At 72.4% G+C, this 16,118-nt stretch carries 13 protein-coding genes; 7 read left to right on the top strand and 6 right to left on the bottom strand.

Annotated elements, in window-relative coordinates; all coding sequences use genetic code 11:
* Nucleotides 1–172: 172 nt before the first annotated feature.
* Nucleotides 173–2,926 carry an AAA family ATPase gene (locus ABZ449_RS20470; protein WP_360347550.1) on the top strand — a complete coding sequence of 918 codons (2,754 nt, stop codon included), beginning with the start codon at nt 173–175 and terminating at the stop codon, nt 2,924–2,926.
* A 140-nt stretch (nt 2,927–3,066) separates the two neighbouring features.
* On the opposite strand, the gene ABZ449_RS20465 is transcribed toward ABZ449_RS20470, so the two are convergent.
* Together ABZ449_RS20465 and ABZ449_RS20460 are read right to left on the bottom strand one after the other, a co-directional pair.
* Complete coding sequence (locus ABZ449_RS20465; RefSeq protein ID WP_360347548.1) at nt 3,067–3,939, bottom strand: LysR family transcriptional regulator; 873 nt, start codon at nt 3,937–3,939, stop codon at nt 3,067–3,069.
* An 84-nt stretch (nt 3,940–4,023) separates the two neighbouring features.
* Nucleotides 4,024–5,262 (bottom strand): MFS transporter, encoded by a 1,239-nt coding sequence (locus ABZ449_RS20460; protein ID WP_360347546.1) that lies wholly within the window; start codon nt 5,260–5,262, stop codon nt 4,024–4,026.
* A 620-nt stretch (nt 5,263–5,882) separates the two neighbouring features.
* Between ABZ449_RS20460 and ABZ449_RS20455 the strand changes: the two genes are divergently transcribed.
* Complete coding sequence (locus tag ABZ449_RS20455) at nt 5,883–6,191, top strand: hypothetical protein (RefSeq protein WP_360347544.1); 309 nt, start codon at nt 5,883–5,885, stop codon at nt 6,189–6,191.
* Nucleotides 6,192–6,468: 277 nt separating this feature from the next.
* On the opposite strand, the gene ABZ449_RS20450 is transcribed toward ABZ449_RS20455, so the two are convergent.
* Together ABZ449_RS20450 and ABZ449_RS20445 are read right to left on the bottom strand one after the other, a co-directional pair.
* Entirely contained in the window at nt 6,469–6,774 is a 306-nt protein-coding gene (locus ABZ449_RS20450; protein WP_360347542.1) for a hypothetical protein, read from the bottom strand.
* Between the two features lie 356 nt (nt 6,775–7,130).
* Nucleotides 7,131–8,336 (bottom strand): serine hydrolase domain-containing protein, encoded by a 1,206-nt coding sequence (locus tag ABZ449_RS20445; protein WP_360347540.1) that lies wholly within the window; start codon nt 8,334–8,336, stop codon nt 7,131–7,133.
* A gap of 255 nt (nt 8,337–8,591) precedes the next feature.
* Between ABZ449_RS20445 and ABZ449_RS20440 the strand changes: the two genes are divergently transcribed.
* The 3 genes from ABZ449_RS20440 (at nt 8,592) to ABZ449_RS20430 (ending at nt 10,611) form a co-directional block, all read left to right on the top strand.
* The gene (locus ABZ449_RS20440; protein ID WP_360347538.1) at nt 8,592–9,311 is read left to right on the top strand and encodes a MarR family transcriptional regulator; all 720 of its coding nucleotides are present in this window, start codon (nt 8,592–8,594) and stop codon (nt 9,309–9,311) included.
* 628 nt (nt 9,312–9,939) lie between these two features.
* A complete protein-coding gene (locus tag ABZ449_RS20435; RefSeq protein ID WP_360347536.1) occupies nt 9,940–10,281 on the top strand; it encodes an Ig-like domain-containing protein in 342 nt (113 codons plus the stop codon).
* 180 nt (nt 10,282–10,461) lie between these two features.
* Nucleotides 10,462–10,611: a hypothetical protein gene (locus tag ABZ449_RS20430; protein WP_360347534.1), complete on the top strand. Its 150-nt coding sequence runs from the start codon at nt 10,462–10,464 to the stop codon at nt 10,609–10,611.
* A gap of 15 nt (nt 10,612–10,626) precedes the next feature.
* On the opposite strand, the gene ABZ449_RS20425 is transcribed toward ABZ449_RS20430, so the two are convergent.
* Together ABZ449_RS20425 and ABZ449_RS20420 are read right to left on the bottom strand one after the other, a co-directional pair.
* Nucleotides 10,627–10,824, bottom strand: coding sequence for a hypothetical protein (locus ABZ449_RS20425; protein ID WP_360347532.1), 198 nt, complete (start codon nt 10,822–10,824; stop codon nt 10,627–10,629).
* 335 nt (nt 10,825–11,159) lie between these two features.
* The gene (locus ABZ449_RS20420; protein ID WP_360347530.1) at nt 11,160–11,501 is read right to left on the bottom strand and encodes an alpha-lytic protease prodomain-containing protein; all 342 of its coding nucleotides are present in this window, start codon (nt 11,499–11,501) and stop codon (nt 11,160–11,162) included.
* Between the two features lie 636 nt (nt 11,502–12,137).
* On the opposite strand from ABZ449_RS20420, the gene ABZ449_RS20415 reads away from it, so the two are divergent.
* Nucleotides 12,138–13,700 (top strand): phospholipase A2, encoded by a 1,563-nt coding sequence (locus tag ABZ449_RS20415; RefSeq protein WP_360347529.1) that lies wholly within the window; start codon nt 12,138–12,140, stop codon nt 13,698–13,700.
* A 129-nt stretch (nt 13,701–13,829) separates the two neighbouring features.
* Complete coding sequence (locus ABZ449_RS20410; protein WP_360347527.1) at nt 13,830–15,998, top strand: S8 family serine peptidase; 2,169 nt, start codon at nt 13,830–13,832, stop codon at nt 15,996–15,998.
* Nucleotides 15,999–16,118: the final 120 nt, after the last annotated feature.

Genomic DNA, 16,118 nt, shown 5'->3' with positions numbered 1-16,118 from the left:
ATCCAGCATGGAACACGGGATGACTTACGTCGGCGGCTGAATGACTGTGAAGCGACTGTGGGTGATGTGTCGCCGGACACATGACTCTGAGCGCATTTCAACCGTGCGATGCGTGCACCTAGACTGCAAAGGTCCAGGTCAGAGCACTGGCGTAGGCGCAGAGGAAGATCGGATGTCAGGCACCACACTGTTCGGCCGGGACGAGGAGCTGGCGGCCGTCGACGCACTGGTCGACGCCCTGCCCGAGCATGGCGACGCGCTGCTGATCCACGGGGCCCCCGGGATCGGCAGGTCCGCCCTCCTGGACCACGCCGCCGCCCGGGCGCGCGCCTGCGGATTCACCGTCCTCAGGGCCTCGGGTGTCCGGGCCGAGAGCGATCTGCCGTTCGCGGGGCTGCACCAGCTGACCCACACCGTGACGGACCTCGTCGCGCGCCTGCCCACCCCCCAGGCGCAGGCGCTGCTGGGGGCCTTCGGCATGGCGGAGCCGTCCCCCGGTGCCTCCGGGCCCCAGCTCTTCATGCTGTCCCTGGCCACCCTCGGCCTGCTCGGCGCGGCGGCCGCCGAAGCCCCCGTTCTGGTGGTCGTGGACGACGCCCAGTGGCTGGACGGGCCGACCCTGGACGTCCTCGGGTTCGTCGCACGCCGCGTCGGCGCCGAACCCGTCGGCCTGCTCGTCGCCGTCCGCGAGGGCCGTACGGTGTGGCGGGGCACCCCCGGCATCCGCGAACTGCACCTCGCGCCCCTGGCACCGGTCGCGGCCGACGCCCTGCTGGACGCCCGCCACCCCGCTCTCGCCCCGGGGACGCGCCGCCGGGTGGCGGAGCTGTCGGTGGGCAACCCCCTCGCGCTGACCGAGCTCCCGCTCGTCGTGGGGGTGGACGGGACACCCGTGGACTCCAGGGTGTTGCCGGAGCTTGCGCTCACCGCCCGGCTGGAGCGCGCCTTCTCCGTGTCGCTGGCCGACCTTCCGCCTGACACGCGGCACGTGCTGCTGGTCGCGGCCACCGCCGACGACGGCGTGCTGACCGAGGTGCTCGCCGCTGCTTCGGCGCTGACGGGCACCGAGATCTCCGTACGGTCCCTGGAGCCCGCCATGGCCGCGGGTCTGGTGCGCGTCGACGGGTTCCGGATCGACTTCACCCACCCGCTGGTGCGCTCCGCCGTCCTGGGCTCGGCCCCGCTCGCGGACCGTCTCGCCGCCCACGACGCGCTTGCCCGCACCCTCCAGGGACAGCCCGACCGGCAGGCGTGGCACCGGGCCGCGGCCGGCGGCCGTCCCGACGAAGCGGTGGCGCGGCAACTGGACCAGGCCGCGTTCAGCGCGAAGCGGCGCGGCGCCGCCACGGCCGCCCTGACCGCGCTGGAACGCGCCACCGCGCTGAGCGAGGGGCCGTCGGGCAGTGTGGCCCGCCTCCTGGGCGCCGCGGAGCTGCGCTTCGAACTCGGGCAGGCCGATCGCGTGTCAGAACTGCTCCAGCAGGCCGAATCGCTGGGCCTGGACGTGCTGGAGCGGGCCCGCGTGGTCCTGCTGCGCGAATGGCTGGAGTCGGAGTCCGACACGAGCACGTCCCGGATCCACCTGTTGATCGCCACGGCCGAGCAGGCCGCCGAGGCCGGCGATCCCGAACTCGCCCTGCGGCTGCTGCGGGTGGCCGCGTGGCGGTGCTGGTGGGCGGACCCGGGGCGGGAGCTGCGGGAGCGCGTCGTGACGGCCGCCGAGCGGCTACCGGTCCCGGAACTCCACCCGGACCTGGTGTGCACGCTGGCGGGGGCCGCCCCGCTGGAGGCGTCGGCGACGGTGATCGACCGGCTGCGGCGCCTCGAGCGTGAGGGCGGGTACGACGTCGTGACCGCCGCCACGCTGGCCAACGCGGCCATCATGGTGAACGGGTTCGACCATGTCACCGGATTCGCCCGCCACGCGGCGGACGGACTGCGTCGTCAGGGGCGTCGGGGCCCGCTGACCAAGACACTGGTGCTCCTCGCCCTCGCCACCGTGCACACCGTCGACTGGGAGACCGGACTCCCGGCGGCGGCCGAGGCCGCCCGGCTGGCCGAGGAGACCGCACAACCACGTTGGCTGACCGGTGCGCGGGTGGCGAAGGCGCAGTTCGCCGCGCTGCGCGGGGACGTGGACACCGCGCTGGTCGCCATCGGCGAGGCGGAGGGCCAGGGGCTGACCGTGGTCGACCCCTCCAAGCTCGCGTACATCCAGATCACCCGCGGCCTGATCGGCCTCGCCGCGGGCCGTTTCGCCGAGGCGTTCTCCTGCGTCTGGCGGGTCTTCGACCCGGCCGATCCGTCCTACCACCCGTTCATGCAGACCATGGCCATCACCGAGCTGGCCGAGGCCGCCACGGGCGACGACGAGCGCGCCATGGCGAAGGCAGCCCTGGGACGGCTCCTCGAGTCCGCCGGGACGAGCGAGGTCCAGATGATCCGGGTGAGCCTGGGATTCGCCCGGGCGCTGCTCTCCGACGACGAGCACGCCGAAGAGCACTTCCGGTCGGCGTTCGACCTGGACATGTCCCGTACCCCCTTCGTCCGTGCCCGGCTGATGCTCGCCTACGGCACCTGGCTCCGGCGGCGGCGCCGGGTGATGGAGGCCCGCACCCCGCTGCGGATCGCCCGGGAGTCCTTCGCGGCCATGGGCGTGGAGCCCTGGCGTGAGCGGGCGGCCCAGGAGCTCCGCTCGGCCGGCGAGGGCAGCCGGAGCCAAGGCCGCCCCGACCGGGACCTGCTCACCCCCCAGGAGGTCCAGATCGCCCGGCTGGCGGCGCAAGGGCTGTCCAACAAGGAGATAGGCCGGCAGCTGCACCTGTCGCCCCGGACGATCGGCACGCACCTGTACCGGACCTTCCCGAAGCTCGGGGTCACCTCCCGCAGCCAGCTGAGCGAGAAGCTGGGCACGGACTGGGCGTGACCCCGGCGCCGCCCGGCCGGAGCCACCGGTGCCGCTCCACCGCGAGTGACCCGCGTGCCGCGCCGCCCGGAAGCCGGGACACCGAGCCGACGGGGGCTCCCCCGTGCCACGGGGACGGGGCCGCCCTCGCCGTCCCGGTGTCAGGTGATGTGCCGCAGCAGCGCGGCGACCGCCGGTGACGGCTCGCCGGGAGGCCGTACCACCATGACCTTCCAGTGCGGGGCGTGGTGGTCGAAGCGGTACCGGGGAAGGTCGGGGAAACGGTCCGCGATCGACCCGGGCACGATGCAGACCCCCAGGTCGTTGCGGACCAGTTCGGCCGCCGCGACGATGTCGTTGACCTCGAACGTGGTGCTGCGCTCGACGCCCGCGGCCCGGAAGGCCCGGTCGACCGAGTGACGGATGGCCCAGCCCGGCGGGAAGTCCACCAGGGGCAGTTCGGCGACGTCGACGAGCCGGACCACGCCGTCCGGAGTCGCTCCGAACAGCGCCCGCCGCGGCGCCGCCAGCAGCACCATGTCCTCGTGGGACAGCAGCCGGGTCGTGAGGCCGCGCTGCTGCTGACGGTCGAGCGCCACCACGGCCAGGTCCACGGTGCCCTCGCGCAGCGCCTGCCGGATGTCGGCGACGGCCGCCTGCCGCAGCTGCACGACCACACCCGGGTGCTCGGCACGCAGCGCGGCCAGGGCGTGGTGGAGGCCGGCCCACACCCCCTGCATGGTGCCGACCGTCACCCGTCCGGACAGCCTTCCCTTGACGGCGTCGACCGCTTCCCGGGCCAGCTCGGCGGACCGGAGGGTCGCCCGGGCGGCGGGGACGAACGCCTCGCCGGCCCGGGTGAGCGCGACCCGGTGGGTGGTGCGGTCGAACAGCGGCGTGCCGAGCTCGCGTTCGAGGGCGCGGACCGTACTGGACACGGCGGACTGCACCACGTGCAGCCGTCGGGCCGCCGCCGTGAAGCCGCCGGTCTCGGCCACCGCGACCACGACCTCCATCTGCCGCAGATCCATCATCACTCCTGTTGAGCCGCGCTCCGTCCGGCGCGAAGGCGGCGGCCTCGACCATCCCGGCATCGTATGCGGACAGGCGTGGGCCGCTCACGCCCCCACGGCCGCACCGTCCGCCGGCCGCCGGCCTTCGGTGGTCCAGTAGAGCAGGGCCAGCAGCGGCAGGGCGGCGCCGAGGGCGGCGACACCGCTCCAGCCCCAGGCGTGGTGGACGACGGAGCCGAGTTCGGAGCCTGCGGCCCCGCCGATGAAGAACATGGCGATGAAGGCGCTGTTGAGGCGGGCGCGGGCGGCCGGGTCCAGCTGGTAGACGGTGTGCTGGCCGAGGATCAGGGTGGCCTGGACGGCCGTGTCGATCAGGACGGCGGCCAGGGCGAGCAGGATGACGTTGTGTCCGCCGAAGCCGGCGAGGGCGAAGGCCGCGGCGGCGACGGCGAAGGCGAGGCCGGTCATGCGTCGGGTCAGTCCGTGGTCGGCCCAGCGCCCGGCGAACGGGGCGACGGCCGCTCCGGCCGCGCCGACGAGGGCGAACAGGCCCACCCCGACCGGGGAGTAGTGGAAGCCGGGACCGGTCAGGACGAAGGAGACGGTGGTCCAGAACGCGCTGAACGCCCCGAACATCGCCGCCTGGTAGAGGCCGCGGCGCAGCAGCGCCGGGTGGGTGCGCACCAGCCGGACGGTGGAGCGCAGCACGTGGTGGTAGGGGATGGTGGTGGTCGGCGCGTGCGAGGGCAGGGCGGCGCGCAGTGCGACGCCGAGCAGGGCCATCAGGACGGCGGAGCCGAGGAAGACGGTGCGCCAGCCGGCGAGGTCGGAGACCAGGCTGCTCAGGGTGCGGGAGAGCAGGATGCCGGTGAGCAGTCCGCTCATCACCCGGCCGACGACGCGGCCGCGGGCGTGGTCGGGGGCGAGGCCGGCGGCGAAGGGGACCAGGATCTGGGCGACGACCGAGGTGGCGCCGCTGACCAGGGAGGCGATCAGCAGCATGGGGAAGCTGGTGGCGAACCCGGCCGCGAGGAGGGCGAGGGTGGTGACCGCGAGCAGCACGGTGATGAGGTTGCGCTTCTCCAGCCGGTCGCCGAGGGGGACGAGGAAGAGCATGCCGATCACGTAGCCGACCTGGGTGAGGGTGATCAGCGCCCCGGTGGTGGCCGTGCTGGTGTGGAAGACCTCGCTCAGGGAGGACAGCAGCGGCTGGGCGTAGTACAGGTTGGCGACCGTCATGCCGGAGGCGACGGCCAGCAGGGCGATCAGCCGGCCCGGCACACCGTGCGGGGTGGCGGCGGTCGTGGACCGGCGCGGGGTCCGGACGTCGGGTGATGCGGACATGGGCACCTTCTCGGAACGGGCAGGCCGGCGTTCACCGGCACGGGCGGGCGGTGACGGGAGCGTCCTTGCTGCCGTCACGAAGGCATCAGCGATGCCGCGTTCTCGCCGCTTCCCTGTCCGAGGAGATGATTCGGAATGTCAGTCATCTCATCTGGAGATGACCATGGACACTGCCATGGATGACTCCTCAAGCGTGGTTGAGCAGAACCGGTATGTCCGTGCGGACAGTGTCCGCAGTCGGGAGCTCCCGAGCGGGCAGGCTGCTGCGAGCGAGATGCCAGCGGTCCTGGTGCGCTGTTCATCGCGACACCAGGATGACCTCCAGGCGCAGCGTGGCGCCGGGCCAGGGGTGGCCGTGGCAGAGTCGGCGGCCGGGGTGCACGGGGGGGCTTCCGCCAGACCGGACCACCCCGACGGGACACCTATTCGGGTCGAACGCAGCGCGCCGGGAGAAGGCAAGATCGTTCCCGCAGGTGAGTTGGCGATGCATCGCCACCACTTGGCACTGCGTTTCACCCGCCCGCCGGGCCCCCCGGACAAGCCCCGCCCCACCCTAGTCTCGTCCGTGAAGCAGCCGCCTCCACCCGGAGCCGACTGCCGTCACACCAGGGAGGGAACCCATGGTCACGATGCGCACCCTGGCGGCGACCGCCGCAGCAGCAGCCTCGCTCACGCTCGGCCTGGCCGCCGCCACGCCGGCCTCGGCGGCGGAAGCCTCGGTCACCGCCAGCTGCACCGACTGGCACGACGGCAACACCTACGGCGCCTACTGCTCCAGCGGCGCCAGCCACTTCCGGGCCCACGCCATCTGCAACAACGGCCTGGACGTGGTCGGCCCCTGGCAGCCGGTCGGCGGCGGCACCTGGAGCTACGCGTTCTGCACCAGCGTGAACTCCCAGCTCGCCGGCTACCGCATCGACCTCGGCTAGCAGCACCGGCTCCTGAGCGGTCCGCGGCAGCCCCCACGCTGTCCGCTCCCGCCCGCCAGGGGTACACGGGCAGCCGGGATCCCCGTCCCCGGGAATCCCGGCTGCCCCGGCCGCCCTCCGGCGCGGTGGCGGGACGGCGACTGTCCGGCGTGCCGGGACAGCGGGACGGCGGGACCAAGACTCCCCGTCAAAAACCCGACACGACCCGACCAGCAGGGCGCAGCTCGGCGTTCGCTTCCCGAGCCGCCTCCAGCAGCTTCGCAGCCTCCTGCTCCGGTCAGGCGGGCGGGACGGGCGAGGCGGCCGGTGAGGGCCGCTCGAGCAGGCAGGCGCGGGCGTCGTCCAGGGCCAGGGCCGCGCGGCGCAGGTGGTGGTTGACCACCGGGACGAGGGTGCCGCGCAGGCGGTCGGCGGCGTGGAGGGCGGTGGCGGCCCGGTCCAACAGGTCGCCGGTACGGTGTATCGCGTAGCCACGGTCGCTGGTGCGGTACTCCCCCGCCAAGACCTCGGCCATGCGCGCGAGTTCACCGACACCGGGGTCCTCCACCGGCTCGGCACCGAAGAACTCCAACGCGTACGCCACTTCCGCCAACCTGGCCGTACGGCGTGTCTCCCACCATGTACTCACGTCGCGATCATCCACCACAACGCGACCCGGTGGATACGGAACGAACCAACTCCCCCACACCGATGCGGCTTGCCCACGCGAGAGCGAGGAAGCGGCGGCCCGGACGGCGGCCTGCGCCTGGCTGTGGGAGCAGGCGGGCAAGGACGGGTCGGGACGGGTGTGGGAGCGGCGCGGGCAAGTGCTCGGCCTGCCCCGCGCCGACATGGACGGGGCGGCCCGGTCGTGGTCGGCTGCTGCCTCTGAGGGATGTCCGGCGTTCCTGACAGCCGCCGGGCCCGTTCCCGCCCGGCGCGCCGCGGCCGGCCGACGGGTCAGGAGCCCGGGCAGAACTCCGCCTTCAGCTCGGCGGTGAACAGGTCGATCGGCCCGCTGCCGCCGTTCAGCCAGTCCCCGTTGACGTTGGTGGAGAGCAGGTGGCGGCCGTCGCGGCTGCCGTAGGTGTAGGTCCACGAGCCGTTGATGGCGCCGCCCATGCCCCAGACGGTGGTGCAGGGCAGGTTGACGGAGCTGATGCCCAGGCCGTAGGCGGTGTCCTTGATCCACTTGTCCGCCGGCGTCCGGACCATCGTGAACATCTCCTGCTGCTGGGCCGGCGGCAGCAGCCGTCCGCCGAGCAGGGCGGCGAAGAAGGTGTTGAGGTCGCGGGTGGTGGAGATCATGTCGCCGGACGCCCAGCCCCAGGACGGGCTCAGCTCGGTCACGTCGTAGTCCGGAGTGTTCGGGTCGGTGTACCCGAGGTGGGAGTACTCCCGCCCGTGCGGCCCGTGGATGGTGACGTCGTCGGAGGCGGGCTCGTAGGTGCTGGTGAGGCCGAGCGGGGCGGTGATGCGCTGCCGGATCTGCTGGGCCAGGGTGCTGCCGGAGGCCCGTTCGACGATCATCCCGGCGAGGACGTAGTTGGTGTCGGAGTACGTCCAGTCGGCGCCGGGGGCGAAGTCGGGCCGGTGGGCGCGGGCGATGCCGACGAGCCGCTCGGGGGTGAAGTCGTCGAAGCGGTGCTGCAGGAAGGGCTCGTGCCAGAACTCCTTCCCGATCTCGTCGTCCGTGGCGAAGTTGGGGACCCCGCTGGTGTGGTTGAGCAGTTGCCGGACGGTGATCCGGCCGGGCTGGTAGCCGGGGGCGTCGAGGACGCCGGGCAGCCAGTGCTCCACGCTGTCGTCCAGGCTCAGCCGGCCCTCGGCGGCGAGTTGGAGCACGACGGTGGAGACGAAGGTCTTGGTGGTGCTGCCGATCCGGAACCGGTCCTGCTCCTGGCGGGGCCGCCCGGTGGTGATGTCGGCGACGCCCGCGTCGCCGAACCAGCGGTGGCGCCCGTCCCGCACCTCGGCGACGGCGCCGGGGAGTCCACCGGTCGTCACGCCCTGGTCGAGCACGGCCTGCACGCCCGGGTGGCGGTCCCGCTGCCCGGCCTGCCCGGCGGCCTGGTCGGCGAGCACCGGCGCGGCGGTGGTGACGGTGGCGGCGAGCGCGGCCCCGGTGAGCAGGGCGGTGACGGCGGCGCGGGTGGTGGTCCTCATGGTGTGTTCCCCCTCGGCGGTGTTTCCCGTTGGCGGACAGAACGCTCCCGTGAATTCACGACACCGTCAACATCAACTCCATGGCTACTTTCGCGTTGTCGCAGTTCAGTTGGCAGATTTCCTTGCAATGGGACTGCTTGTGAATGCAACATCTCTGCGCTTCCATTGCAACAACGCGGGCATCGGGCGGATACTCTCCTGACCATCGCGAAGAACCCGCGCGAGGAACCCGAGAGGACGAGGGGACGAGGACGGATGCCCGGAGGTCGACTGACCCAGCAGGACCGCCGCCGGATCGCCACCGGCCTGGCCGAGGGGCTCGGCTACGGCGAGATCGCCCGCGGCCTCGGCCGGCCGACCTCGACCGTCACCCGCGAGATCGCCCGCAACGGCGGCCCGTCCGGCTATCAGGCCGAGCGCGCCCAGCGCGCGACCGCCCGGCGCTCCCGCCGCAGCCGTACCGCGCCCGACCCGCGCCCGACCGCCCCGGCCCCCGGCGGCACCGACCGGGACCCGGCCGCCGCCGGCGAATTCGCCGACCAGCTGGCCGAGTTGCTGGTGCACGTCGGCATGCCCCGGATGGTGGCCCGGGTGCTCGGCTGCCTCTACGTCACCGACGAGGGCAGCCTGACCTCCGGCGACCTGGTGCAGCGGCTGCAGGTCAGCCCGGCAGCCGTCTCCAAGGCGATCGGCTACCTGGAGGGGCAGGCGCTGGTCCGCCGGGAGCGCGACGACCGGCAGCGCCGCGAGCGGTATGTCATCGACGGCGACATCTGGTACCGCGCGTTGCTGGCCAGCGCCGAACGCAACGCGATGCTCGCCGGGATCACCCGCCGCGGCGCCGAGCTGCTCGGACCCTCCACCCCCGCGGGCGCCCGGATGGACGACGCGTCCGCGCTGCTGGAGCGGATCGGCCAGGACATCGTGCGGTCCGTCCGGCAGTGGTACGAGGAGCGCGGCCCGGTCCCGTCCTGATCGCCCGACGACCCGAGCCCCATCCGGCCGCCGAGCCTGCGACGCGACCAGATCCGTGTCACAGCCCTCCACCAGTTCGGCCCGGGCCCGGGCCACCGGCCACCAGCCCGTCGCGACATAGGGGGCGAGGACCTCCAAGGCCCGCTCGTACGGCTGCCGCTCGCCCAGCAGCCGCGCCCATGCGAGCGCGCAGAACCACTCTCCGCGCCCGGCCTGCACCTCCACCTCCCAGCGGTGACGGCGCGGTGGGACGGCGGACAACCGGGAGCCGGGGCGGCGGCGGTGCAGCCGCGGTGCCGGGAAGGCCCGCGACAACGCCCCCGCCCGACATCGACCGCCTGCGTACGGCCTTCGACACCTGGACCACCGCCTGGAACACCCCCCTGACTCGGCCCGTCCGCCCCGGACCGAGAAGCAGTCCGCGGCCTGGGCACGGCTGGAGGAGCCCGAGCGGCAGACCGGGCCGCCACCCGCGGCCGGCTCGAACGGCGGTGCCGGATCGGACAGCTCCGGCCGCAGCGCGCGGCGCGGCCCCCGCCCCACGATGCGTTGCCCGCGTCCGGATGCACAGTCCCATGGACGTGCCTACGGTGGAGGTAATAGCCGAAAGTATCCGGGAGGCTACGCCATGACTTCAGAGAAGAAGCCTGTCCGGCTCAAGGCACGCACGGTGAGCGGCCACGTGGTCGCCCACGCGCCGATCAGCGGCGACTTCGAGGCGACGCTCACCGACGCGGACGGCAAGCCGATCGTAGGACGGCAGATCACCTTCTACAGCACCGCGAGCGGCCAGCGGGTCGGCTCCGCGACCACCGACCAGAGCGGCATCGCCACGCTGAACTCCGGCTCCAAGATCCTCGACCCGGTCATCGTCGCCAGCACCCTGGCCACCGGTGCCGAAGCCCGCTTCGAGGGCGACGACGAGTACCAGGCGGCCTCGGCACACGCCGGCACCACGGTCGGCGTCTAACCGGCCAGGACCGTCCCATCGGACGGAACACACCGAGCAGGCTGAGACGGCACTGGAATCCGCCTGCCTCAGCCTGTTCCTCCGGCCTGTTGTCCACCAGGGTCGAGGGCATCCGACTGTTCGGCCGGGCCGACGGGTACTGGTCCATGCTCTCCGGGCAGGACCGGGTCACGGAGTTCGGTGGAGGAAGTCGTCTCGCTGGACGTCGTCGGTCTCGGCGCCGAGCGCGAGTCTGACCCGCTCGCGCAGGCGGTCGCGTTCGGTCTTGAGCTCCTTGATCTCCTCGCGGGCGAGAGCCAGGTCGGTCTGCCGCCGGGGAAGAACGCCTGAGCAGTCCCGACATTGTCACGGAGTTCGGTGCTCGTCGAGCAGGGCCGTCGCCCGCGACCACAGCTCGCGCTGCACGCCCTCGCCCCTGCCAGGCTCAGGACACTCCAGGGGCCGCGCTCCGCGCACGGAGAAGTAGCCCCCGCTGGTGTGCGCGAACGCCGGGTCGGTGGCCAGGCACACGATGATCCCGGCCCCCTTGTGCGGATCACCCACACCGAGGGCGATCAGCGCCCGTCGCAGGACTGCGGCCCCTGGCAGATCCCGGCCCGGGCCGGTGGCATTGAAGCCCGGATCGCAGCAGTTCACCGTGGCCCTCGCAGAGTCCAGCTGCCGGGCCGTCCCGGCCCGGCAAGCGGTCAGCCCTGTGTGTCATGTCGCGTGCGCCTGTCCGCCGTCTGTGTGGGCAGTCGGCCTGGCCGGCTTCCCACACAGACGGCGCGCGTCTTACCTACCTGTGCCGTGGGGTGGTCACGTCGTCCAGTTCACCGTGGAGATGGCGCCGAAGTCATGCGCGATCGTGGAGAGCGGCTGGATGTAGGTGTAGGGCTTCATCGTGTGGCCGGTCGAGCAGTATCGTCCGCTGTCCTCGTCGTACAGGCCGTCGCCCCCGACCAGGCCGGTCGGGGCGTAGGCGGTCCCCTGATGGATGGTGACGCTGACTTCGCCCGGTCGGCACCGGTGACACCGGCCGTCCGCAGCAGCGCCTCGACATCCGTGCCGGCCGGCACGTCCAGCACGATGCGGTCGGCCCGGTTGTCCAGGGACCAGGAACTGTCGCCCGGCGTCAGCTTCTTCTCCGCGGCCACGTTGAGCCGCTCGTGCACCTGCCTGAGTTCGGCGGTGGTGTAGGCGGCGCGCTGCGGGATGATGCCGGATGGATCCTGACCCACCCCGACGCCCTGCCGGAGAACGATCGACTCAAGCTGAAGTGAGTGCTCGCGCACTGCCCTGAACTGGACGCGCCCACCAGTCACGTCCGCGCGTTCGGGATGGTGGCCGGCTGCCAGTCCGGGTCCGGACCCGGTACGACGATCTCCGTCATGTGCGCGCTCCCCCGGTAGCCCGTGCGGTCTCGGGTGCAGCGTGGCGAGGCGTCACCTGCACACCGAGGTCGCCGAGATGCTCGGCCTGGTGGCGGAGGTATGCAGCGAGGGTGTGGCCCTGGTCCGTGGGCCGCCGAGGAGGTGGCGGGCTGTCTTGCCCCCGGGGGGACGTGCCGGCGTCGTCGTCTTGCGGCTCCTTGGCCCGCCGGCCGGCACCCGACGTGTCCCGGCTCCTGGTAGGCGGCGGCCGGAAGACTTCGGCCGGGGGTGAATCCTTTCGGGACCCGCCCGCCTCTTATGTGCACTCCGGTCTGACGGACCGGTGGAGAGCCATCGATCCGTCCGATCACTCATGTCTTCTTCACGAGAGGGGAACTCGTGCGCAGGAGAAGTGCGCTTCCCGTACTTGCCGCGGTGTCCTTGTCCCTGCTGCTTCCGCAGGCGGGGGCGGGGGCTGCACCTGCGGGGGCATCGCCCGCCGCGGTGACCGCGGTCGTCGAACCGCCGCTGGCGGACGGCGAGCTCCAGCAGGTCGGCCCCGGTGTCTACTCGACGGCGGACAACTCGTTCGAGATCAACGAGACCGATGTGGCCGTGGGCCTGATGGGCCGCAGTCACACCGTCACCGTTCAGCCGGACGGCGTCTCCAGGCCGCAGTCCGCACCCGTGTCCCGTGCGGACATGGGGATCTTCGGCCCGGGCTGGGAAGCCGAGTTCGTGGGGGGCCGGCTCAACCGCAGGCTGGAGCAGCGGGGCGACTCGGTCGTCATCACCGACCTCACCGCGAACGCCGCCGTCACCTATGCCCTGAAGAGCAGCCTCGACTTCCCGGACGGGGGCGGGGTCAGGAAGTACGCGACCCCCGAGGGCGACACCCTCACCGAGACCACCCGGTTCAACGAGGCGAGGGGCACGATGGTGTCCACCGCCACCGAGGTCACCAGCATGGCCGGGTCGGTGCCGGATGCGGACCTGTCCGCCGACAGCGACGCCGGCGCCGCGGTCGACCTCGATCGGCTGACCCCGGCCTACACCTGGCAGCAGGTGGCCGCGGGAGCCGACGGCTGGCGCGTCACCGGTGTGGGCACCGTCGCCGACGGCGCCCTCTCCACCGTCACGTACGACACCGCTGGCCGGATCGCCACCGTCAAGGACACCGAGGTCGGGGACAGCGCGTCCCGGCTGCTGACGGTCGGGTACTCGACCGCCACCACGGCCACGAGTGCGGCCCCCGGGGAGTTCACGGGCCGGGCCCGGGAGATCACCCTCACCGACGGCGCCACGGTGCAGACACTCGCCCGGTATTCCTACGACGCCTCCGGGATGCTCCGTTCGGTGGCCAACCCGGCCTCGGGAATCGAGACGGTTTCCTCGTACGCCTACGACACCGCGGGACGGGTCTCCGCCGTCACGTCACCGGCCAACGGCGACTGGGGTCTGACGTTCCCGGCCGGGTCGGCGTCCCCGGACGTCGACCCGGTCGGTCCCGCGCGTCCGGCCGCGGACGCGCCGCTGGAGGGTGCGGCCGGGATCACCGACCCCGCCGCCAGCGGCCCGCCGGCGACGGACTTCACCACCGGAGAGTTCACCGACACGCAGGCCAACCCGCGCTACTGCTCCAACGCGACGGACTGGATGTGGTACCTCAAGCGGGGCTGCGCGGCGTGGGTCGCGCACTACGGCTGGCACGCCCCGTACTTCAAGACGACGCCGACCGGATTCCGGGTCATGGGCATCAACTACGACGGTTGCAGCACCCCCGGGCCCAACATCAGCAGGCCGGGTGGCTTCGACTTCCGGACCGCGTGCGACATGCACGACTACGGCTACGGCCTCATCGGCAACACGTACAAGAACTACCCGTACTACCTCGACCGGAACAAGAAGTCGAATGTCGAGAGCGTTTTCTACACCACGATGAGGAACCAGAGCTGCAACCACTACTTCGTCCTGCGGCGGCCGAAGTGCTATGCCTACGCGGCCGCGTACTACAAGGCCGTGGGCCGCTACGGCAACCCGAAGAACGGCGCCTACGCGACGAGGTAGGGGCGTCGGCTCCTTCCGGCAGCGCACCGCGCATCAGCCGGACCGGATGCGCCCAGGCCTGACGGGGCCGGGCGGCGGAACCTTTCTGCCCCCGGCCCCTCCCTCTGTCCTATGTCTATGGAGTAGTAAGTGAACCGACGCATAAGCGGCTTGGTCGTCGCCGCCGCAGCGGCCATGGTGCTCACCGCGATACCGGTGGGCGTCAGCCCCCTGTCCGCAACCGCCTCCGCGGCCGCCCCCACCTTGGCCTCCGCCTCCGCGGCCTCCTCCCCCACCTTGGCCTCCGCCTCCGCCGCCGGAGAGGCCGGACCGGTCGACCCCCCGCTGTTCGACCGCACCCAGGACGGCGGCACCGTCCGCGTCAACGTTGTCACCGACCAGCGGGCCGACCTGGCCTCCGCCACCGACGCGGGCCAGACCCTCGTCTCGTACGACACCCTGCCGATGGTCACCCTCCGCGTGGACAGGGCGGGCCTCCAGCAACTGAGCACCAGGCCGGGCGTCATCAGCGTCACCGAGGACGTCCCGGCCGCGCCCACGCTGAACGAATCCACCGTCAAGATCGGCAGCGACCAGGCCTTCGCCGCCGGGAAGACGGGCGACGGCACCGCGGTCGCCGTCCTCGACACCGGCGTCGCCGTCCACCACCCGTTCCTCTCGGGCCGCGTGAAGACCCAGGCCTGCTTCTCCGTCAACGACGAGGTCTCCGGCGCCACCAGCCTGTGCCCCGACGGCTCCGGCCAGCAGGAGGGCGACACCAGCGCCGACGCCGACAGCGGCCCGTGCACCACCCTGGGCACCGCGTGCTCCCACGGAACCCACGTCGCCGGCATCGCCGCCGGCGACGGAGCCGGCATCAGCGGGGCACCCATGCGCGGTGTCGCGCCCGGCGCGGACGTCATCGCCATCCAGGTGTTCTCCAAGTTCAGCTCCGACGAGCTCTGCGGGCCCGGGATGAGCCCGTGCGTGGCCAGCTTCACCAGCTCCCAGGTCAAGGGTCTGGAGAAGGTCCTCGCGCTGAAGCAGGCCGGGACCAACGTCGTCGCGGCCAACCTGAGTCTGGGCGCCGGACGCTGGACCACGGCCTGCACCCTCGACCCCCGTGCAGCGATCATCGACACCCTGCGCGCCGCGGACGTCGCCACGGTCGTCGCCGCCGGCAACAACGGTTCCACCGATGCCGTCAGCGCTCCCGGCTGCGTCCCCTCCGCGATCACGGTCGGCTCGACCACCGACGACGACCAGATCTCCGAATTCTCCAACCGCGGACCACTGCTGGACCTCCTCGCCCCCGGCACGAACATCGTCTCCTCCGTTCCCGGCGGCGGCTACGCATCGAAGAACGGCACCTCCATGGCCGCCCCCCACGTCACCGGGGCCCTCGCCGTACTGAAGCAGACCTACCCCGGCAAGAGCGTCGGACAGCTCGAAGCGATGCTCAAGAGCGACGGCAAGGCCATCACCTACACCGGTGCCACCACCCCGCGGATCCAGCTCGACAAGAGCACGGCGCCCGCCACACCCGGCGACCTGACCGGCGACCACAAGCCGGACCTCGTCGCGATCGACGACACCGGCAAGCTGCGCCTCTACCCCGGCACGGGGACCGGCGGCCTCGGCCCGCACACCATCATCGGCACCGGCGGCTGGTCGGGAGCCTCCGTGACGCACCGCGGCGACTGGACCGGCGACGGCAAGGAAGACATCGTGGCCCGCGTCGGCGGCGAGCTCCGCGTCTACCCCAACCTCGGCAACGGCACCCTCGCCCCGTGGATCGTGATCGGCAGCGGTCTGCCCACCACCGCACAGGTCGTCGCGGTCGGCGACACCAACCACGACGGGAAGCCGGACCTGGTGGTCCAGCACACCGGCAAGCTCTTCCTCTACCCCGGTGTCGTCGTCGGCACCGCCCCGGCCGTCGGCACCCCCATCGTCATCGGGACCCAGGGCTGGGACGTCATGGACCTGAGCGCCCCCGGCGACGCCGACCACGACGGCTGGGTCGACCTCCTCGCCCGCGACACCCGGGACGGCATCCTGTACCACTACATGGGCCAGCCCGACGGAAGGACCTTCAGCTCCCGCACCGAGTACGGCCACGGGTACACCACCGCCTACCGGCCCCTGATCGCCGGCGCCGCCGACGCCAACCACGACGGCACCGCCGACATGTGGGCCACCGCAGGCGACGGCACCCTGAAGTTCTACCAGGGCGGCACCTCGATCCACGGTCCGATCGACGGCCCGAGCATCCAGGTCGGCAGCGGCGGCTGGGGCGCCATCAAGTCCATCAGCTGACCCTGCCCGGGCAGCTGCGCGGTTTGCGCAGCTGGAGTACCACATCCGGCTGCTGCAGACCTACCGGGCCACCCTGGAGGAGTTCGGCCTGTCCTCCCCGCCCGGCTACGGCCCGGCGGG

This window comes from Kitasatospora sp. NPDC005856, assembly GCF_040629945.1.
Taxonomy (GTDB): Bacteria; Actinomycetota; Actinomycetes; order Streptomycetales; family Streptomycetaceae; genus Kitasatospora.
This window is presented reverse-complemented; position numbering and strand designations above follow the sequence as displayed.